20 protein-coding genes are annotated in these 22163 nt (G+C 70.3%); 10 read left to right on the top strand and 10 right to left on the bottom strand.

Features of this window, described 5'->3' with window-relative positions; all coding sequences use genetic code 11:
* Nucleotides 1-185 precede the first annotated feature (185 nt).
* Complete coding sequence (locus ACFWV8_RS14455) at nt 186-764, top strand: hypothetical protein (protein ID WP_384200941.1); 579 nt, start codon at nt 186-188, stop codon at nt 762-764.
* 58 nt (nt 765-822) lie between these two features.
* Here the strand turns inward: ACFWV8_RS14455 and ACFWV8_RS14450 are convergent, their stop codons facing one another.
* The 7 genes from ACFWV8_RS14450 to ACFWV8_RS14420 form a co-directional block, all read right to left on the bottom strand.
* Entirely contained in the window at nt 823-1422 is a 600-nt protein-coding gene (locus ACFWV8_RS14450) for a class F sortase (protein ID WP_384200939.1), read from the bottom strand.
* Nucleotides 1423-1534: 112 nt separating this feature from the next.
* Nucleotides 1535-1963: a hypothetical protein gene (locus ACFWV8_RS14445; protein ID WP_384200938.1), complete on the bottom strand. Its 429-nt coding sequence runs from the start codon at nt 1961-1963 to the stop codon at nt 1535-1537.
* 123 nt (nt 1964-2086) lie between these two features.
* Nucleotides 2087-4171, bottom strand: coding sequence for a sensor histidine kinase (locus ACFWV8_RS14440; protein WP_384200936.1), 2085 nt, complete (start codon nt 4169-4171; stop codon nt 2087-2089).
* Nucleotides 4158-4898 carry a response regulator transcription factor gene (locus ACFWV8_RS14435; protein WP_384200934.1) on the bottom strand — a complete coding sequence of 247 codons (741 nt, stop codon included), beginning with the start codon at nt 4896-4898 and terminating at the stop codon, nt 4158-4160. Before ACFWV8_RS14435 ends, ACFWV8_RS14440 begins: the two co-directional genes overlap by 14 nt.
* 177 nt (nt 4899-5075) lie before the next feature.
* On the bottom strand, nt 5076-6533 hold the full coding sequence (locus ACFWV8_RS14430; RefSeq protein ID WP_384200932.1) for a dihydrolipoyl dehydrogenase family protein: 1458 nt from the start codon (nt 6531-6533) through the stop codon (nt 5076-5078).
* Between the two features lie 117 nt (nt 6534-6650).
* Nucleotides 6651-6917: a hypothetical protein gene (locus ACFWV8_RS14425; protein WP_384200930.1), complete on the bottom strand. Its 267-nt coding sequence runs from the start codon at nt 6915-6917 to the stop codon at nt 6651-6653.
* Nucleotides 6918-6987: 70 nt separating this feature from the next.
* Complete coding sequence (locus tag ACFWV8_RS14420) at nt 6988-7419, bottom strand: Rid family hydrolase (RefSeq protein ID WP_384200928.1); 432 nt, start codon at nt 7417-7419, stop codon at nt 6988-6990.
* 145 nt (nt 7420-7564) lie between these two features.
* On the opposite strand from ACFWV8_RS14420, the gene ACFWV8_RS14415 reads away from it, so the two are divergent.
* From ACFWV8_RS14415 to ACFWV8_RS14390, 6 genes are all read left to right on the top strand, one after another.
* Nucleotides 7565-8575 carry a GlxA family transcriptional regulator gene (locus ACFWV8_RS14415; RefSeq protein WP_384200927.1) on the top strand — a complete coding sequence of 337 codons (1011 nt, stop codon included), beginning with the start codon at nt 7565-7567 and terminating at the stop codon, nt 8573-8575.
* 183 nt (nt 8576-8758) lie between these two features.
* The gene (locus ACFWV8_RS14410) at nt 8759-9262 is read left to right on the top strand and encodes a hypothetical protein (RefSeq protein WP_384200925.1); all 504 of its coding nucleotides are present in this window, start codon (nt 8759-8761) and stop codon (nt 9260-9262) included.
* The gene (locus tag ACFWV8_RS14405) at nt 9232-10662 is read left to right on the top strand and encodes a hypothetical protein (RefSeq protein ID WP_384200923.1); all 1431 of its coding nucleotides are present in this window, start codon (nt 9232-9234) and stop codon (nt 10660-10662) included. Before ACFWV8_RS14410 ends, ACFWV8_RS14405 begins: the two co-directional genes overlap by 31 nt.
* Complete coding sequence (locus ACFWV8_RS14400; RefSeq protein WP_384200921.1) at nt 10659-12107, top strand: VWA domain-containing protein; 1449 nt, start codon at nt 10659-10661, stop codon at nt 12105-12107. The genes ACFWV8_RS14405 and ACFWV8_RS14400 overlap by 4 nt, the downstream gene beginning before the upstream one ends.
* Before the next feature lie 12 nt (nt 12108-12119).
* Nucleotides 12120-13232 (top strand): AAA family ATPase, encoded by a 1113-nt coding sequence (locus ACFWV8_RS14395; RefSeq protein WP_384200919.1) that lies wholly within the window; start codon nt 12120-12122, stop codon nt 13230-13232.
* Nucleotides 13229-16036, top strand: a complete 2808-nt coding sequence (locus ACFWV8_RS14390) for a hypothetical protein (protein ID WP_384200917.1) — start codon at nt 13229-13231, stop codon at nt 16034-16036. Before ACFWV8_RS14395 ends, ACFWV8_RS14390 begins: the two co-directional genes overlap by 4 nt.
* Before the next feature lie 73 nt (nt 16037-16109).
* Here ACFWV8_RS14390 and ACFWV8_RS14385 read toward each other — a convergent pair whose 3' ends face one another.
* The 3 genes from ACFWV8_RS14385 to ACFWV8_RS14375 all read right to left on the bottom strand — a co-directional run bounded on the left by ACFWV8_RS14385 (nt 16110) and on the right by ACFWV8_RS14375 (nt 18777).
* Entirely contained in the window at nt 16110-16658 is a 549-nt protein-coding gene (locus tag ACFWV8_RS14385) for a hypothetical protein (protein ID WP_384200915.1), read from the bottom strand.
* A 148-nt stretch (nt 16659-16806) separates the two neighbouring features.
* Nucleotides 16807-17574, bottom strand: coding sequence for an NPP1 family protein (locus ACFWV8_RS14380; RefSeq protein ID WP_384200913.1), 768 nt, complete (start codon nt 17572-17574; stop codon nt 16807-16809).
* A 342-nt stretch (nt 17575-17916) separates the two neighbouring features.
* The gene (locus tag ACFWV8_RS14375; RefSeq protein ID WP_384200911.1) at nt 17917-18777 is read right to left on the bottom strand and encodes an SDR family oxidoreductase; all 861 of its coding nucleotides are present in this window, start codon (nt 18775-18777) and stop codon (nt 17917-17919) included.
* A gap of 119 nt (nt 18778-18896) precedes the next feature.
* On the opposite strand from ACFWV8_RS14375, the gene ACFWV8_RS14370 reads away from it, so the two are divergent.
* The 3 genes from ACFWV8_RS14370 (at nt 18897) to ACFWV8_RS14360 (ending at nt 22115) form a co-directional block, all read left to right on the top strand.
* Entirely contained in the window at nt 18897-19319 is a 423-nt protein-coding gene (locus tag ACFWV8_RS14370; protein WP_384200909.1) for a winged helix-turn-helix transcriptional regulator, read from the top strand.
* Between the two features lie 499 nt (nt 19320-19818).
* Nucleotides 19819-20772 carry a hypothetical protein gene (locus ACFWV8_RS14365; protein WP_329391866.1) on the top strand — a complete coding sequence of 318 codons (954 nt, stop codon included), beginning with the start codon at nt 19819-19821 and terminating at the stop codon, nt 20770-20772.
* A 362-nt stretch (nt 20773-21134) separates the two neighbouring features.
* A complete protein-coding gene (locus tag ACFWV8_RS14360; protein WP_384200907.1) occupies nt 21135-22115 on the top strand; it encodes a sugar phosphate isomerase/epimerase family protein in 981 nt (326 codons plus the stop codon).
* The last annotated feature ends 48 nt before the right edge of the window (nt 22116-22163 follow it).

Raw genomic sequence — 22163 nt, 5'->3', positions numbered from 1 at the left:
GGCGGGAGATCCGCCGGTCCTCAAGGCTCAGCCGGTCGTGGAGGTCACGCCACTCGGGGAAGGCGTGGCACCAGGCTGGTTCCTCCGTTCGCGGGACCGGTGCGTGACAACCCCGGCGACAGGGAACGCTGGAAGCTGACCGCCGGGCACGAGACCACAGCACACCGGAACACGGGGGAAAGATCATGACGGCGACGACTTCCGTACGCACGCCGCGAGGACGGCATACGAACCGGTGGCGAGCGGGCATCCCGCTCGCCGCGCTGGCAGCTCTGACCGTGGCCGGGTGCGGCGGCTCCGACAAGACCGATGGGGCGGGCGGGACGGGCGGGGCCGACACGGCTCCCTCGGCCGAGCCCGGGACCTCGAAGTCCCCTTCCGCCCGGCCCACTTCCGCGCGGCCGTCGGTGTCGGCGGCGGACGGGAGTGATGTCGGGGCCTGCGAGGACGGCAACTGCGAGATCGCGGTGAGCGAGCCGGTGACGTTCCCGTTCAAGGGGCAGAGCGGTCCGGCGACACTGGCCGTGACCGAGATCGGCAAGAACAAGATCGAGTACACGATCAAGTCGGGCAACGGCCGGTCCCAGGGCGGGGCGACCGGCCCGGGGCAGGGCTGCATCACGGTCCTGCGCCCCAACGGCAGCGGAAACTCCTGCGGCGGACTCGGTGCGGCCGAACGGCCGGACAAGGAGCCCGGCGCCGTGGTGATCCAGGTGGCGACGGGCGAGAACGGTACGGCGATCGTGCACATCGTGTCCGGCTGACGCGGCATTCCGGCCGGCCCGGTCCCTTCCGGGATCGCCATGTCCCGTGATCGCGGCGTCAGTCCAGCGTCGCGTAGACGATCAGGTTGTTCACCGGGTGGCCCTCGGCGTCGAACTCGCCGTCGCAGGTGATCAGTCGCAGGGCGTGCTCCTGTGTCGGGCCGTAGACCTTGTCGGTGGGGAACGAATCCTTGCTGACACTCTCGGAGCCCGTGACGGTGAACCGCGCGGACTCCCCGAGGCTGTTGCCGACCACGATGTCGGCGCCTTTGGCGACCTTCTTGAGGTCGTGGAAGACGGCCCTGCCGAACCGGGTGTCGTTGTGGCCGATGATGACGGCGGCGCCGGGCTCACCGGGCGCGGCACCGCCGGTGTACCACCCGGCGGTCATGCCCTTGTCGGGCGGCGGCACTTCGACCGTACCGTCGGTGTTGAGACCCAGCTCCATCAGTGAACTCCGCACGCCGATGGAGGGGATCTCGACCTCCACCGGAGCCGCGGGCCGTCCAACTGCGGCCGGGGTACGGGGAGAAGCGGATCCGGTGCGCGCGGCCGATTCCTCGGAGGCCGTGCCGGGTACGGACGAGCAGCCGGTCAGCAGCAGGGCAAGGACCGCGGGTACGACGCGGGTGAGGCGGGCGACGCGGGCAGGGGACACAGGGGGCTCCAGAACAGGACCGGTGGGACTGGGGGGCCTGTCGTCGGAACGGACCCTCGGTACTTACGAGATGGCGCCGCCCGGCGAAGGACGGCGCCACTGTCGTGCCTGGTCAGACTTGGCGCCGCCCGGCGGAGCGGCGGCGCACCACGAAGGTGCCGGCGCCCGCGAGCAGCAGCGCTCCGGCGGCCGAGCCGACGAGGGTGGTCGTTCCGCTGTCCGCGGCCGGGGCCTCGCCCGCGGCCACGCCGCCCCTCGGGGCGGGCTTCTCGCCGGCCGAGGCCCTCTTCGCGGCATCCTGTTTCGCCTTCTCGTCGGCGGTGAGCTCCCGCGGCCCGCCGTCCTTCGCGGCCTCGGCCTTCTTCTCCGCGAGGGCCTTGTCCTCCGCCGCCTTCTTCTCGTCGGTGGGCGGCTCGTCGGCCGCCGACGTGAACGGCCTCTGGGCCGCCTCGGAGGCGACGGCCGTGGAGACCGGGACGAACATCGCGCCGGCCACGACGGCCGGCAGGACGGCGAGACTCAGGTAGTGACGATGTGACATGTATAGCTCCAGTTCCAGCCCGGAATCGGTGGTACCTGGGCGCCGAATCGCGTCAGGTTCCGGGCAGGGCTCCAGGCTGTCCGCCACCTGTGAAGAAGCTGTCAGAGCGTCATGTCGATCGCATCAGGGAGCGGCGGGGCGAGCGTCCTGGCCGTCCGGGGGCGCGGCCGGCAGCCGCAGGGTGAAGACCGACCCCTGCCCCTCCGTGCTCACGACCTCCGCCGTACCGCCCTGCGCCTCCGCGAGCTTGAGCACGATCGCCAGGCCGAGGCCGCTGCCGCCGGTGCTCCGGCTGCGGGACTTCTCCGCCCGCCAGAAGCGGTCGAACACATGGGCGACGTCCTCCGCCGGGATACCCGCGCCGGTGTCGGCCACCTCCAGCGCCACCTCGTCCCCGGCACCGGTCACGTACGAACGCAACGTCACCCGGCCCCCGGACGGCGTGTGACGTACGGCGTTGGAGACAAGATTGCTGACGGCCTGGCGCAGCCGTACGGGGTCGGCGTACAGCGACGGCCCGGGTCCGCCGCTCTCCGCCGGGGCGACCGTGAGCGCGACCCCGGCGGTCTCCGCCGGGCCCTGGTACGCCGCTGCCACCTGGCCGAGGAGTTCGCCGGCGTGCACCGGCTCCGGATGCAGGCGCAGCGCGCCCGCGTCCGCCGCCCCCAGGTCCTGGAGATCGTCGATGATGTGCTGGAGCTGGACCGCCTCCTCCAGGAGGGAGGAGACGAACGCCGGGTCGGGGTCGGCCAGTCCGTCCTGTGCCGCCTCCAGCCAGCCGCGGATGTTGCTCAGCGGCGTACGCAACTCGTGGGCGACATCGCTGACCATCACCTTGCGCTGCTCTTCGAGCCGGGCACGGTGTACGGCCATGTCGTTGAAGGCGGCGGCCAGCCGTCCGATCTCGTTGTCCGGGCCGACCGGCACCGGTGCCGAGTCCAGGCCGTCCCGCATCCGCTGTGCGGCGCCGGTGAGAGCGTGCAGCGGCCGTACGAGCCGGGCTCCGGCGATCACCGAGACACCTACGGTGAGAGCCAGGACGAGGGCAGTGACGCCGACGATACGTGCGGTGTTGGCCGGGGAGAGGTCGAAGCCGGGCACGCCGACTGTGTCGGTGCCGTCGATGAACAGCAGTGCGGGCGCCGCGACATAGGCCGTGAGCTGCTCGCGGCGGGCACTGCCGACGCACGAGGCGATGGCCCGGTCGTACGCGCTGTCGTGGGCTCCGGCCACCTGGTCCTGAGGGCCGGCGGCCTCGGCCGCCCTCTTCTTGTCGGCCAGCATCTTCTCGGCGGCGGACAGTTCGGCCGGCGTTTCGCCAGGCGTTCCGGCAACGCCGGTGCCGGTGCCGGGTTTCCGCTCGGCGATCCCCGCCTGGTCGCGGCCCCGGTCCCAGGACAGGTCCAGGTTCAGCGTCACGCCCGTACGCCCCTGGCGTTTCAGGCAGGCGTCGGCCAGTTCGTCGAGCTCGTCGAGGGCCTTCTTCTCGGTCGGGGTGGTGCCCGACTCGGCTGCCAGGCACTTGAGTTCCAGGGAGCGGTCGGTGTCGTTGCTGACGAACTCGATACGGGGCCGCCCGCTCGGGCTCTCGACCACGTCGGCGGCGATGCCCACCGCGCTCAGGCACGCGACGCTCCTGGCGGTGGTCTCCCGCAGTTCGGTACGTTCCGCCGCGGGGAGCAGGAAGGGGCCCACCGCCCGTGGATCGACCCGGTCAGCACCGGCTGGCACGGCCTCGGGCACCAGCACGGTGTCGACGGACAGCGGGTCGACAACCGCCGAAGCCTGGGCGGGCAGAGGCGGGACGGACGCGGTACCGGCGGAGGAATCGCCAGCCGAGTCGAAGAGCAGGCGCCGGTCCTCGGTGGTCAGCGCGATCCGGCGTTCGGACTTGGCGGCCAGTTCGCGCACGGTGTCCTCGACTCCCGCCCAGCCGGGGTGAGTTGCCGCGTACCCCAGCAGCGTGTCGTAGATCTTCGCGTCGGAGGTGAGGTCCTGCCCCTGCTCCTGACGGATCGCCCCGGAGGTCGTCTGGACCGCGAGCCAGGCGGTGGCGGCGACCGAGCACGAGGCCACCAGTACGGACACGGTCAGCAGTCTGCCGAGCAGACTCCTGCGAAGCGGCGGGCGCGGCCTGGCACGTGCTCGCAGCCGCTGCCACCGGCGCTCCGGTCGCGGCTGCGACAGCGGCTGTTCAGGGCCGGGCATGGCGTACGTTCTTCGCGGGGTCCGTGAGTTTGTATCCGACGCCGAACACCGTCAGCAGCCGGGTCGGTTTCCGTGGCGCGTGCTCGATCTTCTTGCGCAGATTCATGATGTGCACGTCGACCGTGCGATCACTGATGTACTTGTCGAAGCCATGCAGTTCCTCCAGGAGCCGCTGTCTGGTGAAGACCCGGTCGGGCTCCATGGCCATGGCGGTGAGTATGCGGAACTCGCCGGGGGTGCAGACGACCGGCGCTCCCCCGACCGACACCTCGTGCCGGGCCTGGTCGATCCTGAGCGTGCCCACGGACAGCGCCTCGTCGACGGCGGGCGGCGGGGCAGCGGGGGCGGAACCGGTGGAACGTCGGTTGCGGCGCAGCAGTGTACGTACCCGGGCCGCCAACTCCCGTGGGCTGAACGGCTTGGTCATGTAGTCGTCCGCGCCCAGATCGAGACCGAGCAGCAGATCGTCCTCGGTGCTGCGGGCCGTCAGCATCAGCACCAGCACGTCGCGGGACTCTGCGCGCAGGATCCGTACCACGTCGAGGCCGTCGGTGCGGGGCATCATCACGTCGAGGACGAGCAGATCGGATGCCCCGCGCCGTACCTCTTCAAGAGCCGCACGGCCGTCCCCGACGACCGTGACCGTATGTCCCTCGTGCTCCAGGTAACGGCGCACCAACTCGGACTGTTTCACGTCGTCTTCGGCGACCACGATGTTTGCGCGCACACCGGCGATGTTAGCGACAGTGTTGCCTGCCGGGTGCCCGCGGTCAGCCGGTGCGCTCGCTCAGGGGACGGCGGCGCAGTGCCGCGTCGCGCAGGGCCGGGGCCACATGCTCCTGGTCCAGGGAGCCGATCTCGGTGCCCGGCGGGACGATCCTGTCGATTCTCGCCGGGCGCCTTCTCAGGCGCGTTCGCGTTGGTGGGCCGCGAGGAGGAAGAGCCAGATCTCGCTGACCGTCGGGAAGCAGGCGATGGCGTGCCTCAGCCGCTTGAGCGGGACTTCTCCGGCGACAGCGACCGTCGCCGAGTGGAGCAGTTCGCTGATCCCCGGGCCCACGAAGGTCACTCCGAGGAGGACATCGCGGTCGAGGTCGACCACCATCCGGGCGTGGCCCTGGTAGCCGTCCGCGTGGAGGTTGGCGCCCTGGGCGGCGTTGAAGTCGACGTCGACGGCCTTGACGCGGTGACCGGCGTCGGCCGCCTGCTGGGCCGTCAGACCGACCGCGGCGGCTTCGGGGTCGGTGAAGAAGACCTGGGGGACGGCGTGTTGGTCCGCGGTGGTCGCGTGGTCGCCCCACGGCGCGTCGTCCAGGGTGTGCCCGGCGGCACGGGCGGCGATGGCGTCGCCCGCGGTCCGGCCCTGGTACTTGCCCTGGTGGGTGAGGAGGGCGCGGTGGTTGACGTCGCCGAGCGCGTACAGCCACCCGCCGTCGGCGCCACGGACCAGACACGTGGTGTCCACGTCCAGCCAGGCGCCCGGCGTGAGGCCGACCGTGTCGAGGCCGATGTCGTCGGTGTTGGGGGCACGGCCGGTGGCCAACATGACCTCGTCGGCCTCCAGTTCACCGCCGTCGTCGAGGGTGAGTGTCACGGGCCCCTCGGGATCCGGCCGGCGCAGCGCGGTGAGCCCCGCGCCGGTCCGTACGTCGACGCCGGCGTCGGCGAGGCTGCCCGCGACCCGTTCACCGGCGAAGGGTTCCATACGGGGGATGAGGCGGCGGCGGGCGAGCAGGGTGACCCGGGAGCCCAGCCCCTGCCAGAGGGTGGCCATCTCGACACCGACCCCGCCGCCGCCGACGATGGCGAGCCGCGCGGGTACGGCGCTGGAGTCCGTACCCTGCCGGTTCGTCCAGGGCCGGGCCTCCTGGAGGCCGGGGATGTCGGGCAGGGCCGGCCGGCTGCCGGTCGCGACGGCGACCGCGTGCCGGGCGGTGAGGGTGAGGTGTGCGCCGTCGTCGCGGGTGACCGTGACGCGGCGGGGGCCGTCGATCCGGCCGTGGCCGCGGAAGAGGTCGGCGCCCATGGACTTGACCCCGTCGGCCTGCCCGGAGTCGTCCCAGTCGGTGACGTAGCGGTTACGGCGGGCGAAGACCCGGCCCGTGTCGATCGTGCCGCTGACGGCCTGCCGCGCACCGTCGACGCGGCGGGCGTCGGAGACCGCGATCACCGGCCGCAGGAGCGCCTTGCTGGGCACGCAGGCCCAGTAGGAGCACTCGCCACCGACGAGTTCACGCTCCACGACGGCCACGGTGAGACCGGCGGCGCGGGCGCGATCGGTGACGTTCTGGCCGATGGGACCGGCGCCGAGCACGATCACGTCGTAGGTGGTACTGCCTTGGTTCTGGGTTGTCTCAGTCATTGCTCCCTCGATTCCCGACCGGGCGCGCCACATCTCCACGGAACCACCGCTCCGAGCCCCACGCAGCTTTTCCCGGACGCGCCCGCCGGGGCGCCGAATCCCCTGGAAGCCCGGCGGTTACGGGCTGTCGCCCTCCCAGTCCCATCGCCACGGATCACCGACGCGCGGCCCGTAGCCCGCCCGGCCTCCTGGGCCGTACGCTCCGATCTCCGTCACCAGCATCGCGCCGGTGCCGAGCTCGTCGTCCGTCCAGCCGGTCACGTCGAGCAACAGCCCGTCCAGCGGCCCCGCGCACAGCTCCCGGTACACACGGCCCGGCCGTGGCCCGGGGTCAGGATCTTCGTGGTCGGCGCCGTACACCCGCCGCCGTATCAGTTCGTCCATCAGGGCAGCATCCCAGCCACCACTGACAATCCCGGGGGGAGCATCCGGCTCCGGCGACGCGTACCGATCCTCAGACCCGGGCGATGAACTTCACCTCGACCAGCAGCTCCGGGAAGGCCAGCCGGGGGGTGCCGATCATGGTGCTCGCCACCATGGGGTCCGGGCGGCCGTAGGCTTCCTTGCGGACCGGGCCCGCCGCGGCGTCGCCCGCGTCGGCGTTCACGACGTAGAGGACTTCCTCGACCACGTCGTCCAGCGATGCGCCGAAACGCCCCAGCAGCTCCGCCGCGTTGGCATAGCACTGGCGCAACTGCCTGCCCATGTTGGTGAAATCGGTGACCTGGCCGTCTTCATTGACGGGCGCGGGGGCGACCAGTTTCTTTCCGCTGTGTGCCACTTGGCCGGAGAGATAGATGGTGTCGCCGCGCTTGACCGCCTGGGCGTATCCGTAACTCTCCTCCCAGGGGACTCCGAAGCTTTCGACCTTGTTGGCGTTGCTCATGGCGCTCCGATCATCAAATGGTGAGTTCCTTCAGAACGTTATTGGCGGCGGTGGGGGCGGGCCAGACCTGGTCGTGCCACTTACAGCAAGGATCGTGCCGGACGGACGCCACGGCTGATGGCCTCGCGCGTGGGCTACCCTGGGCGTGGAACGCGGAGACAGGGGAGAGCAATTGCTGTCCGGAGATGCCAAGATAGTTGTCGCCATCCTTGCGGTACCGCGACTGTATGCGCTGGACGTCAGTATTCCGGCGCATGTTTTCGGTCAGCACGCCGGCTATCAGGTGATCGTGTGCGGAGAAGACGACTTCGAATCCGCCGACGCTTCGAGCGACAGTTCGCCGTACGTCGATGTCGCCGCCGACATCAGGCCGACCCACTCGCTGGCCGATATGGAGCGCGCCGATATTGTCTTGATTCCCGGTTATGAGGACCCGCATCACCCGATCCCGGAAAGCTATCTCAAGGCGCTGCGTGCTTCCGTCGAACGGGGCGCGCGTATCGTCGCCGTCTGTACCGGGGTTTTCGCGCTGGCGGCCACCGGGACGCTGAGCGGGAAAACGGCGACGACTTACTGGAAATATACCGATCTTCTTCGGACGACGCACCCCGGGGTCGATGTCGTCGAGAATCGGTTGTTCGTCGAGGACGGGGCGATTCTCACGTCCGCCGGCGCGGGCGCGGGACTTGATGTGTGTCTTCATGTCGTCCAGACCGACTTCGGTGTCGCCGCCGCCGACGAGGTGGCGAAGGATGTGGTCGCCACTCCCGCCCGTACCGCGGACCAGCCGCAGTACGCGGACACGGTCAGCCCTTCTCGCGACGATCTGCGTGCGACACGGGAATGGGTGATCAGGAACATCGGTTCGCCCATCACGGTCCAGCAGATGGCGGACCGCAGTCTGCTTTCACGCAGAACCTTCATCCGCCGTTTCGCACGTGAGACAGGCATGCCTCCCATGCACTGGGTCGCCCTGCAGAGACTGACCGGTGCGCGACGGCTCCTTGAGGAATCCGACTGGTCGGTGGAGAGGATCGCCGGGGCGACGGGTTTCGGCACGGCCGCGAATTTTCGGAGCATCTTCCGGCGGGAAGTGGGACTGACCCCGACCGGCTACCGGAAGCTGCACACCCGGAGCCGTCAGCACAGTCGTTGAGGTGTCGGTCCGGGCTGCGGCCGGTGTGCGGCCACCACCCCGGAGACGCCGTCAGACGCTCGGACCGTCCCGATCCCCCCTGTGGACACGTGATCACCGTTGTCAGTGGTCGCCAGTAGGTTGATTCGTGTTCCGCCGTTCTGGCGGCGCCCAAGTCCCCCCTGCGAAAAAGGAGATGGTGCGGTGTCGGATTGGGAGAGGTCGAGCACGGCACGGGTGGTGCCACCCGCGCGACCGCGCAAGCTCGCCAAGGTCCCGTTCGTCGAGCTGGCCGACGGACGTGTGCAGGGTGTGGTGTCCAGTGGGTCGGACATCGAGCGGGTCTACGTGTCGTCGGTCGCGGCCGGTACGTACGCGTTCGCGTGCAGCACCAACAACAACCGCCCCTGTGGTGGCGCGCGCGGTGGGTTCTGCAAACACATCCGGACCCTGGTCGGCGAGGCTGCGCTCCAGTACGGCACCGAGCGCGTCGCCCGCTATCTCCGGCTCGACGCCGAGGTCGAGAGGACGAGCGGGGACGCCCTCGCCATGGCCATGATCGCCACCAATCCGCCGCAAGGAGGCAACGAGGCAGCCGCTTCCGTCTTCAGCCGGTTCCTGCGGCACCTGGCGTATCTGGAACTCGCCCCAAGCACCGCGCCGTTGCCGGAGATGCAGTGGTTCCCGCCCACCAGGGCGGTGGCGTGATGCGCGTCGACCTGCTCACCGAGACCGTCGCGGGCCTCGACGAGGCCCTCGCGGCCGTCGACTCCTTCGACCGGGCTCTGGTCGTCGGGCTGCTCCGCCCCCACGCCGTCCAGGCCGCCGGTCTGGCCGAGCTGGCCAACGCCGTCGCGGGGACGCCGTTGGCCGGCAGAGTCGCCGAGGCGGCCGAGAAGGCGGCGGCCGGTGCCGCCGGCGAAGACCACTTCATGGCGCTCGCCGCCGCCCGCGCCGCCCTCGTCGGCTCCGTCCATGACGCGCTGGCGGAACGCGTCGAGGAGGCGACCGGCCGGTCCCGCTCCGGGGAGAGCACCGGGGAGACCGTCCCGGAGCCGGCCGCGCGGCAGGCGGCGAACCTGCTTGCCGCAGCCCGTTCCTGGCTGGCCGATCTGGCGCGCTGCGGCTGGAAGGGCATCGATCACGACGTGGTCTCCGGGGCGGCGACCGTCGTCTCCGCGATGCTGCCGGATCCGGACCTGCGCCGCCTGGCGACGGTTCTCGACGGCTTCGCCGCCGAACTCGCCGCCTCCTGTCCGGGCTCCGCGCTGGACCGGGTGCCGGTGCGCCGCTGGGCCGACCTGTGGTCGCGTGCGATGGTGCTGACGGTGCCCGGCGCTGCCGATGTTCCCGTGACCGGTACGGCCACCGGACGGCTCCTGCCTCTGGGTGTCGACGTGCAGGAGCACGCGACCGCCGTGCAGGCCCAGGTCCACGCGGTGTTCGAGCCCGCCGACGGTGCCGCGTCGCGCCTGGTGCGCGCGAATGTCTCGGTGCCGAAGCCGGACACGGTCGTCGGCGCCGGGCTGTGGCAGCTGCTGCGACCGCACATGTCGCTCCTGGCGGCCGTGAGCGAGGGCCGCTCGATGGATCTCACCGACATGCCGGTCACCTCCGAGGGCGACCTGCTCTGGAGCGACGCGCGGGCACGTTCGGGCACGCCCGCCGACCCCTTCGCCACCGCCCGCGTCGCGCTGTCCACCGCCACGGCCTTCGCGACCGCACCCCTGGACCGGCATCCCGCGCGGATCGCGGCACCGGTCTTCCTTGAGGGATACAGGGCCCAACAGGACGACGACGGGCTGACGTTCACCGTCGCGGGACATCGCCTGGCCGTGGACACGGACCGTATTCCGACGGCCGGACCGCTCACCCCCGAGGCCGTCGCCGCGTCGCAGGCGTGCGTCGGGCTGCTCCGCTGGGACGCCGGGGTGTTCGTCGTCCAGCCGCTCGCCGCCGAGACCACCGTGCGGAAAAAGCCCGTCGCGGTCCACGCCGGGGCCTGGGCGGGCGGCACGACCGACAAGGCCGGTGCCAGGGCCGAGAAGGCCGCCACCGACGCGGGGGCGGTGCTGCGCGAGCGGGCAGGAAGGCTGTTGCGGAAATGACCGGAGACAACACCGAGGTGAGTTCGCACGACAACCGCCGCCAGGTCCTCTACTGGCGTCTCCTCGCCAACCTCTTCGACCCCGAGGAGCAGGCGGCGCTGGAGTCGGCGAGCCTCGCCGTCGTCGAGGACATCGGGCTGCCGTCGGCGTTGCTCGACCCGAAGGTCTCGGTGGGCTCGACCGTACAGCGCCACCCCGAACTGGCCGCCGAGTTCGACGGTCTGATGGTGCCAGGCACCGACGCCACCCCGGAGCCCGGCGAGGACGACAGCGAGGGTGACAGCGACGACGAGCGACGTGACCGGGCCGCCGAGGTACGGCGCGCGGCGCTGGTGTCGAAGGTGCTGCTGAACATCTATGCCACCGGCTCGGGCACGGTCACCGCCGACCAGCTCTCGCGGTGGCAGTCCGACGCGGGCTGGCTGGAGCGTGCCCTGGGCTGTGAGCCCGGCGCGCTGCGCGGAGGCCGCCCCGCCCAGGGCGGAGAGGGACGCGGCGACAGCCCGTACGGCTCCGGTGGTGGTACGACACCGGACCTGAGCCGGCTGATTCCGACGATCGGTCCCGAACTGGGCGCCATCGAGGCCGACTTGGTCAGGCGGATGCATCTGCGTGAGGTGCTCGCCGACCCGGAGCTCGCCGCGCGGCTCACCCCGAGCATGTCGCTGATCGAGCAGTTGCTGCGCGACAAGGACAATCTGTCCGGCGTGGCGCTGGCCAACGCGAAGGCCCTCATCAAGCGCTTCGTCGACGAGGTCGCCGAGGTGCTGCGTACGCAGGTGGAGAAGGCCTCGGTCGGCGCCCTGGACCGCTCGGTGCCGCCCAAGCGGGTGTTCCGCAACCTCGATCTGGACCGCACGATCTGGAAGAACCTGACCAACTGGAGCCCCGAGGAGGAACGGCTCTATGTCGACCGCCTCTTCTACCGCCACACCGCGCGGAAGACGACGCCCCAGCGGCTGATCGTGGTGGTCGACCAGTCGGGTTCCATGACGGACTCGATGGTCAACTGCACCATTCTGGCGTCGATCTTCGCCGGGCTGCCGAAGGTGGACGTTCATCTGATCGCGTACGACACCCGGGCGATCGACCTGACTCCCTGGGTGAAGGACCCGTTCGAGATGCTGCTGCGCACCAAACTCGGCGGCGGCAACGACGGTCCGGTCGCGATGGCCATGGCGCTCCCGAAGATCACCGATCCCCGCGACACCGTCATGGTGTGGATCTCGGACTTCTACGAATTCGACCGCTCCCAGCCGTTGTTCGAGGGCATCGAGGCGGTCCATCGGTCCGGGGTGAAGTTCATTCCCGTCGGCTCGGTGACCAGCTCGGGCCGCCAGGAGGTCAATCCCTGGTTCCGGGAGCGTTTCAAGGCGCTCGGTACGCCGGTGATCTCCGGTCACATACGCAAGCTCGTCCACGAACTCAAGACGTTTCTCGCTTAGAAAGGCCCTGCCATGTCTGACCTGTTGCGCGCTCCCGCCGAGATCAAGTACGCCGAGGAGCTGGACTGGCTGGAGTCGGTCGACGACGGTCCCAAGCCGTTCTCCTGGCGCCTTTCGCCGAAGATGGTCCGTCTGTTCATCCTGGGGTCCGAGCGTTCCGACGGTCTCGACCGGGAAATCCCGCAGAAGTGGTTCGGTGACCGCAGCCTGGTCGAGCGCGCCGTCGTCACGCTGGCGTCGGACCGCGGGCTGCTGCTGATCGGTGATCCGGGAACGGGGAAGAGCTGGCTGGCCGAGCTGCTGGCCGCCGCGATCTGCCGCAGCTCGACCCTGGTGGTGCAGGGCACGGCCGGCACCACCGAGGACCACATCAAGTACTCGTGGAACGTGTCGATGGTGATCGCCAAGGGCCAGTCCCGTGAGTCGATGATCCCCTCGCCGATCATGACCGCGATGGAGACGGGCGCGATCGGCCGGTTCGAGGAGCTCACCCGTTCCACGAGCGACGTCCAGGACGCCCTGATCTCGATCCTGTCGGAGAAGTACATCTCGGTGCCCGAGCTGGACAGCGACAGCATCGTCTTCGCCAAGCCCGGATTCTCGGTCATCGCCACCGCCAACAGCCGCGACAGGGGCGTCAACGACCTGTCGTCGGCGCTCAAGCGCCGGTTCAACTTCGTCCGTATCCCGGTGGTGACGAACAGGAAGAGCGAGGCGGAGATCGTCCGCTTCCGTACGGAGGAACTGCTGCGCCGTCACCAGATCGAGCTGGACGTGCCGCCGACCCTGCTGGACGTGCTGCTCCAGAGCTTCGCCGATCTGCGCGCCTCCGCGGCCGCCGCGGGCAGCGACGACGAGAAGCTGGAGTCGGCGCTGTCGAGCGCCGAGCAGATCGGCGTACTGGAGGACGCGATCCTGCACAGCAACTTCTTCGGCGAGCGCGAGCTGACCGCGCGTGCCCTCGCCTCCTCGCTCGTGGGATCCCTGGCGCGTCGCGAGCCGGAGGACCTGGCCATCCTCAACAAGTACCTGCACGGTGTCGTGGAGCCGCGCAGCAAGGAAAAGGGCGGGTCCTGGCCGGAGTTCCTGGAGGGCGGTCGGGACGCGATCGCCACCCTCTCATGAGCCCCGTGCGGGAAGGAGCGGCCTTCGAGGCGCTGCGGACGCAGTTGCAGGAGGCGGCGACATCGCTGGCCGACGGGCCGGAGGCGCTGGAGGGCATCCTCCTCGGCATCGTCGACGACGTCGACCGCGCGGTACGCGAACCGCTGGAGATCTTCCCCGTCTGCCACCACTCGCCGGCCTCGGCGATCGCCATGGCGCGGCGGCTGCGGGAGAAGCGGCCGAAGGTCGTCTATCTGGAGCTGTGCGAGGACATGGCCCCGCTCCTGTCGGAGTTGCGCAACTGCCGCCTCCCGGTGGCGGTGCAGGCGTTCGCCAGTGAGGTCGACGGATTCCCGGCGGAGTGGGCGCCGCTGTCGGTCGTCGCTCCGATCACGGAGGCGTCGGCCGAGTATCAGGCCATCGCCTACGCGCTGGACACACCCGGCGTGGAGCTGGTCCTCGTCGACCGCTCGTCGGACCATGTGTTCCAGTGGCAGACGGCCAAGACGGAGCCGACGGATTCCGAAACTCGGACGCAGCCGGCCGAGGAGGAGGCGGGGCTGCACGGCGACGCGGTCGGTGTGGAGATCGGGGATCTCCGCCCGCGCTTCGCCGAACTGGAAGGGCATCTGCTGCGCCACGGCCGGGTGCGGCACTGGTCGGAGTGGTGGCACCAGTACGTGGAGCTGCCGCTCGGCGACAGCGACCACGACACCTACCGGCAGGTCATGCTGCTGATCGGCAGCCTCTTCCGGCGGCTGGCGCCCGGCGACGCGGACCGGGTACGGGTGGACGAGGAGCGCGAGCGCTACATGTGGACCAGGATGCGCGAGCATCTGGCCGCGTCCGGCACCGATCCCGGGGACTGTCTCTATGTCTGCGGCGCGTTCCACGCGGCCAGCCGGGTCGCGGAGTTCGGCGTCGAGGGCACCGACACCTTCGAGATCGGCCCGCCGAGTGCGAGCGTGTGGCAGCACGGTCTGATTCCCTCCAGCCACGCGGCGATCGAGGCGCAGTTCGGCCTCGCCGCCGGCTCGGTGTCCATCGCCGCGACCCAGTGGGCGAAGAACCTCAAGCGCACACGGGTTAAGCCGTTCCGGCTCGTGGGGCAGGCGGGTGCGAAGAAGGCGGCGAAAACCGCGAAGGCCGCGGTCCCGGCCGTCCCGGAGGCCGAGGACGCCCTGTCGGACAAGCTGTCCGGGTTCCTGCGGCGTGCGCCGGTCCTCGATCCGCTGGACGAGGCCGAGTTGCTCGGCTGGTCGGTGGAGGTCGTGCGCGCGGCGCGCCGCAACGGCTATCTCGCCTCCACCGCCGACGCCATCGCCGTGTTCGAGACGTCGATCCTGCTGGCCGCTATGCGCGACCGCGCCAGGCCGACTCCGTACGACTTCCAGGACGCGGCGATCACCTGCATCGAGAAGGACTCGGTGCCGGGCCGGCGCGACGTACGCCGGATCGTCGAGATCATGATGGGCGGCGACCGCATAGGACAGGTCGGGTACGACGCCCTGCCGCCGCTGGCGCGCGATGTCCACGACCGGCTCGCGCCACTGAATCTGAAGCTCCAACAGCGCGGTGTGCAGCGGGCGTTGCTGGACATGGCCGCCAATCCGGAGCTGGGGCGGTGCTCCGACGTGCTGTGGATGCTGCGCCATCTGCTGCCGTGGGGCGCCGCGCGGGCGATCATGGGCGAACGGCGGCTCGGCGAGCAGCCCATCCAGGAGTCGTGGGACCTGGCGCTCGGCACGCACCAGCGGGCGCTGATCGAGCTCGGTTACGAGGGCGTCAGCATCGAGCAGGTCCTGGAGCAGCGTCTGCGCCGCCGGGCGTACGACCCGCAGGCGACCACGGCGGCGGTCCTGGAGGCCGTCGAGGACGCGACGCTGTATCTGCGCAGCCGCCGCCTCGCCGACGAACTGGGCACGCGCGCCCTGGAGGTGCTGGCGACCGAGCGGAGCGTCGACGGTGCGCCGGAGGTGCTGCGCCGGGTGCGCCGGCTGCTCGCGTACTACCGGACCAGCGAGCCGGTGCTGCCGCCGTGGATCGAGTCCTTCGTCAAGACGGGTTACGCGCACTACTGCACCCTGCTGCCGACGGCGTTCACCGACGAGGACGCGACCGTCCGGCAGGTCGCGGCGACGCTGGGCTTCCTGTTCAGCATGGAGAGTCTGGCGCTGTCTCTCGGCTGCGACCGGACGCAGTTGGAGCTCGCGTTCGCGCAGTCGCATCCGCGGGAGCCGGCCAAGCTGGCGCTGCTTTGGGCGGCTCAGGTGCAGCTCGGGCAGCTGTCCCGGGGGGAGTTGCGTACGCGGTGCGACGAACTGCTGGGCAACCCTCTGGTGGTGCCGGCCTATCCGCGCTATCTCAGCGGGTTCCTGCACGCGCTGGAGCCGGTGCCGCAGCTGGCGGACTTCGTCGTTGAGGCAGTGTCCAACGCCTTCGCGCGGCTGCCGGATCCGGTGCTGCTGCCGTGGCTGCCGACCCTGATCGGCACACTGCGGTCCGACGGGGCCGACTTGGCTCCGCTGCTGATCCGGGAGGCGGGACGGATCTTCCCCGGCCGGCTCGCGGAGCTGGACGAATGGGTGCCGCCCTGGCGGGAGTCGACGGAGGCGGGCGCCGCGCCCCTGTCGGCACGCGCCGATGGCGGGGGCGCGAGCGGTGCCGCGCTGCTGGCCGCGTACCCGGCGACGTGCGACGCGGTCGCGGATCTGCTGGGCTGCGAAGGTACGTGGGAGAGGGCGGACGTCCCCTCGGGCGCGGTGCTCACCGTCCGCCACCCCGAAACGGCCACAGCGCTGGAGGTGCTGCTGGCGGGCTCATGACGGAGGCCGACGGCCCGCGAGACGCTGCCGGGCCCTGTAGGGGCCCGGCAGGATTCCCGCTTCCGGAAAGCCGTCAAGTCCGGCCCCCGAGCGTGCGCGCGAAGGAGTCGAGCGCCCGGAAGTCGGGGTCCAGCAGGCCGAGCCGTGGGTCGATGTGAAGCAGGAGCGCGGACCCCTCGTGATGCCCGGCGACGTAGGCCCGGTCGGCGTCACCCAACTCGTCGTCGACCCATGCGAAGGGCCGGCCGGCGGCGTACGCGACGAGGTCCCGTGTCTTCCAGAACGTGTCTTCCGCTCCGGCCTCGTATCTCACCGGCCAGTCCACCGCGGGGAGTTCGGGCAGTCCGAGAACGGGCCCGATGAACTCGTTCGCCTCTGTCCCCCACGTGGTGGCCCACACCAGGTCGTACAGTCCGGCGAGCTCCCTGAGCCTTCGCCCGTGGTCGGGGTTGAGCCAGACCCGCAGGGGCCTCACGTACGCCGCCGGCATGCCCGGGTGCTGGGCGATCCAGCCCTCGGGCTTCATCCGGTGGGTCCTGTAGCCCATCGGGCGCCGATGGGGCTTGGCGGCGTACGGGTTCAACGGGCCGTCCACGTCGAGATAGAGAAGGGGGCGGCTCATCAGGGGTCCTCTCGGGGCACTCGCCAGTGCGGTGAGAGTAGCCCCGATCGATGCGGCGATCCCGCGCATTCTCCGGCGCCGGACAGGGAGAACGGGCCGGGGGCGGCGTCACGCCTCACACGCTTCGCGCGCCCCCGGCCCGCTCGGATCACGCGTTCGGGTCGAACGGGATACCGGCCGGCTTGGCCTTCACCAGGTGGCCGTTGAAGTTGCCGTCCTTGAGGCCGAAGACGGCGCTGCCGAAGTTGGCCTGGCTCAGCTTGTCGCGCAGACCGGCCGGGTAGCCCTCCCAGCCGACCAGCCTCGGGAACTGCCAGGTCCCGTAGTGGTTCTCCGGCGGGTCGTCGTTGCTGTTCGCCGCGCGGAAGGCGTGCGTGCCCGCGCCGTCCTTGTGGTAGACGACCTTGGCGTGCGTCCCGTCGAACCGCATCTGGTCACGGGTGTGGATGTCGAAGTTGCCGTGGGCCGAGGTGGAGACGTACTGCACCTGGTCGTTCTGCACCCACACCACGACATGTTCCCAGTCGTTACGGTGCCCGCCGAGCCCGCTGCCGATCACGGCCTGGTCCTTCTCGAAGTACAGGCCGTACATGATGGCGCACCAGCCGTTGTTGCACTTGGCGCGCGAGTATCCGTTGGTGTTGTCGAGGTCCCAGGAGTCCCGGCACTGGCCGTTGAGGGCACCACTCGGGTTGAGGCCCGGGTTGATGGTGCCGTCGGGGCCGATGGCCGGAGTGGGGTAGCAGCCGTCCGTGTCGTAGTCGAACGCCGGCTGGAATGTCTGCTCCAGACCGTCCGCGTTCGCCGGAAGGGCGCTGGGGGGATCGGCGAGCGCGCTGCCGGGAAACGCGATGACAAGCGCGAGGGCGCTGCCAAGGGTGAGTGAGACATTCCGGATGCGCGAGGTTTTCTTCACTGCGTCCTCCTGATCGACCGCAACGTGGGGGCGTCGGTCATTTTGACATGCTCGGATCAGCCTCTAGGCCGTTGTTGACATACCGAGCGTCAGGAGATGTCAGCGCGATGAAAGATCAACCAATAGCGGGTGCAGGCGAGTTGGGCCCCTCGGGGAGCCCGGCCGGCGGACGCACCGCCGGACCACCGCCGAACGCGCTCCGGCTCCCCCGGCCGCCGCCGGCGCTTCGCCCGCCGCGAACCCGGCGCACGTTCAGCGCCATTCGCAGGTTCGGCGCCCTTCGCATTCCCGAAGGAAGCCCTTCGGGTGACGACGCGCGGAAACGGACGGGGGAGAGGGCGCTCAGGACTTCAGAGCCTGCGCGACCGACTCGGCCAACGGGGTCGTGGGCCGGCCCACGAGACGGGAGAGGTCGCCGGTCGTACCCGCCAGAAGGCCGCGTTCGATGGCCTTGTCCACATCCACGAGGATCGCGGCCATCGGCTCGGGCACTCCGGCGCCCGTGAGAATGCCCAGCAGCGTCTCGCCGGGGACGTTGCTGTAGACGATCGTGCGGCCGGTCTGCCGCGACAGCTCCGCCGCGTACTCCGCCAGGGACCACGCCGTGTCGCCGCTGAGTTCGTACACCTTGCCGAGGTGGCCGTCGCCGGTCAGCACGGTGGCCGCCGCCGCGGCGTAGTCCGCCCGCGCGGCGCTGGCGATCCGGCCCTCGCCCGCCGCGGCGAGCACCGCGCCGTGCTCCAGCACGGGGGCCAGGTTCTCGGTGTAGTTCTCGGTGTACCAGCCGTTGCGCAGAAACGTGTACGGCAGCCCGGAGTCCAGGACCAGTTGCTCGGTGACCTTGTGTTCGGCGGCCAGTTCGAAGTCGGCGTCGGGGCCGCCCAGTACGCCGGTGTACACGAGTTGCGCCACGCCCGCCGCCCGCGCGGCGTCGATGACGGCGGTGTGCTGCGGTACGCGGCGGCCGACCTCGTCGGCGGAGATGAGCAGGACCCGGTCGCCCGCCCGGAAGGCGTCCTTCAGTGTCGCGGGGGTGTCGTAGTCGGCGATCCGCACCTCGACACCGAGCGCCGCCAGGGACGCCGCCTTCTCACTGTCCCGCGCGACGGCGGCGATCCCGCCGGCCGGCACACCGGCGCTCAGAAGGGATTCGATGACGAGACGGCCGAGGTGTCCGGTCGCTCCGGTGACGACGATGCTCATGAAGTTGCTACCCATTTTCTGTGAATTGCCCTGCTTGGGGCTGTTTCGTAATGCGCGAGATCAACGATATGCATCACACTAACTCAGAGGAAGTACCCACCTTGAAGTAAGGTACCTGAATGGACGAAAGCAGCTCCTCCCCCAACGTCAACCGGCGGATGTGCCCCTCCCGGCTCGTACTGGAACACATCACGAGCCGCTGGGGCGTGCTGGTGCTGGCCGCCCTGCTGGAGCGCTCGTACCGCTTCAGCGAGCTGCGCCGCGAGATCGACGGGGTCAGCGAGAAGATGCTCGCCCAGACCCTCCAGACCCTTGAGCGCGACGGCTTCGTCCACCGCGACGCCAAGCCGGTGATCCCGCCGCGCGTGGACTACTCACTGACGGACCTGGGCCGCGAGGCGGCCGAGCAGGTGTGGCGGCTGGCGCGCTGGACGGAGCGACAGGTGGACACGGTGCTCACGGCCCGCGAGGCGTACGACGAGGGACGCGCGCCCGCGCCGCAGGCCGGGACCCGCGCCGGGGCGCGGACGATCCACCAGTAGGCCGGACCCGCCGGACCGCCGGGCTGACCTCGCCGGACCGCAACCCGCCTGTCGCCGGAGTGCGTTGACGCCGAGCACCTGCTTCGCGACCGCGAACACCGTGGCCCGGCGCCGACGTTGTGCGCCCTCCCCCACCCATCGCGCACTTTATCGCCCTCTCCATCAATCCTTCACGTCTTTTGATGAATCATTAGAAAGTTCCAGAGATTCCTACCGAACCTCTGGACAGTCCCCACGCGGCGCTCTAATGTCTCGGCCCACCGAGACATGTGTTTCGTCGCGGTAACCCCGCAGCCCACCGGCGCTCACCCGAACGCCCTTGACCCCACCAGCCTTTCCACGTCTCTCCCCCCATGGCCGGGCCACCGCCCGTCACGAGGCGCCGCGCGACCGCCGTCACGGCGGTCGTCGCTCACGCACCGTGCAGCACCCCCGTTGGACGACGGGGTAACCGGCCGGGTCACCGACTCTGCCGTGACCGCAGCGGAAGGGAAGCGACATGAAGATCCGTACGTTCATCGCCACGGCCTCACTGGTGGCATCCGGGAGCCTGGTGGCCTTCTCCGGCTCCGCCCAGGCCGCTCTCTACACCACCTGCGTCGGTGACGGCGGGGCTGTGACCGTCACCAACGACCTGGTCGTACCGGCCGGGAAGTCATGCACCCTCACCGGAACCAGAGTCAAGGGCACGGTGACCGTCGAGGCCGGCGCCGACCTCGTCGCCGCGGGCGCCACCTTCAACAGCGCGGTCACCGTCGAGGAGGACGCCTACCTCGACCTCACCGACACCACCGTGAAGGGCACGCTGACCACCGAGTCCGCGTTCGGCGCGCACCTGGAGAAGTCGAGCCTCAAGTCGGTCGAGACCACCGAGGGATTCCTCTACACGGTCGACTCGACCGTCGGCGGGAGCATCAACAGTGAGGCCGGCGAGCTGTACGTCTCCGGCAGCACCCTGACCGGCTCGGTGACTGGTGAGGGCAACCAGTACACCGACGTGTACGACTCCACCGTCAAGGGCGCTCTCACCGTCAACAACAACACCCTCGGCGGCGTGTTCTGCGCCGGCGAGGTGTACGGCGCAGCGAAGTACTCGGGCAACGCCGACGTTCTCCAGATCGGTGGCGAGGGCCTGCTCGGCAACTGCACGGGCGCCTCGTACTTCGGCGGCAACCTCACCGTCACCGACAACACCGCCAACGCCGTGCTCGACAACTCGATCGTGCGCGGCTCGCTCACCGCGACCGGCAACAACCCCGTCCTGGTCGTCGGCGAGTCGGCGCGTGTCCGTGGCACGGTCACCGGAGAGACCGCCGACGCCGGCGCGTCGGCCTCCCGTTCGGCCCAGAAGGCCGCGCCGCAGGACCGTGGCGCCGACCTCGCCGAGAAGGCCGCCGAGCGTGCCGCCGCCGCTCGGGCCGACGCCCACGAAGCGGGCAAGTCCAGGCTCTGACACCGGACCGCACACGCGGCGCGGCACCGAACCGGCGCGTCTCCAGGCGCACTCAGAGGCGGCATTCCAACCGCACACCCGCACGCACCACCGTCCGTACCGCGATTCGCATCACCATCCGCACCGCCAACGGCACCCGTAGCGACACACCCGGCAGGAAACGGCGACCGCCCCCGTCGCCGTTCCTCCTCCCCCACCGCTCGGCGACCTTCCCCCTCCCGCCGGTCAACCGGCCGGAACATCCGCCGACGCGCACTCGCCACGCCGCCCCTCCGCCGTCGCGGCGCGCGCACCGCAGAGCTGCCGCTCCGGTCGCGCGCGCCCCCGGTCCTACCCTCTTCTCCTCATTCCCAGGAGTGACCGTGAGCCATATTCGCAAGTCCTTCGACCGCAGGGACTTCCTGCGCGCCACCGCGGGCACGACCGTCGCCCTCGCCGCCGCCTCCGTCGCCGGAGCCGCCACGGCGTCCGCGGCCCCGGCCCCCGCCGCCGGGCGGAGCAATCTGTCCATCCCCAAGGACCGGATCGGCATCCAGCTCTACAGCATCCGCGACAAGGTCAGCTCGCTCGGCTTCGCCGTCGTCCTCGCCGAGCTGGCGCGGATCGGCTACCAGGAGATCGAGTTCGCCGGATACACCCAGAGCACCTCCATCCTGGGCCGGCAGATCACCCTCCCGGAGATCCGCACACTGCTCGACGACAACGGGCTGCGCGCGGTCGGGAGTCACGTCGGCATCGGCAACCTCCGCTCGAACCTCCAGGGCGAGCTCGACGCCGCCCAGATCCTCGGCATGCCCCACCTGGGCACGGCCAACGCGCCGTCGAACATCAACACCGTCGCGGGCTACCGTGCCGCCGCGGATGAGTTCAACGTCTGGGGCGCCGCGGCCACCGCGCGCGGTCTGAAGCTCTACCAGCACAACCACGCGGGCGAGTTCGCGTTCGCGACGGACCAGCCGTCGGTCCGGCTGTACGACGTGTTCCTCAAGAACACCGACCCGCGCCATGTCTATCTGGAGCTGGACATCTACTGGGCGTACGTGGGCCAGTACCGCTGGCCCGGATTCGACCCGGCCGCGTACGTGCGCAACCAGCCTTACCGCTACCCGCTGTTCCACATGAAGGACGGCGACGCCAACTCGGCGAACGCCAACGGATTCGACATCGTCGAGTTCGGTGCCGGCGACCTCCCGTACGAGAAGTTCGTCCGCGACATCGGGCCGCGCGCCTCGCACGTGGGCATCTGGGAGCAGGACACCGCGCCCAACACCCTGCCCAATCCGCCGGGTTCGCTCGGCGCGGCGGAGCGCAGCTTCACGGCGCTCAAGGGACTGCTCGGCTGACCCGAGCCTCCCCCCGGACAACGGGCCGGGCGCCTCCGCGCGTTGAGG

This window comes from Streptomyces sp. NPDC058665 (assembly GCF_042714995.1).
In the GTDB taxonomy this organism is placed as follows: Bacteria; Actinomycetota; Actinomycetes; order Streptomycetales; family Streptomycetaceae; genus Streptomyces.
The sequence above is the reverse complement of the archived record's forward strand: the minus strand, read 5'-3'. Positions and strand labels throughout refer to the sequence as shown.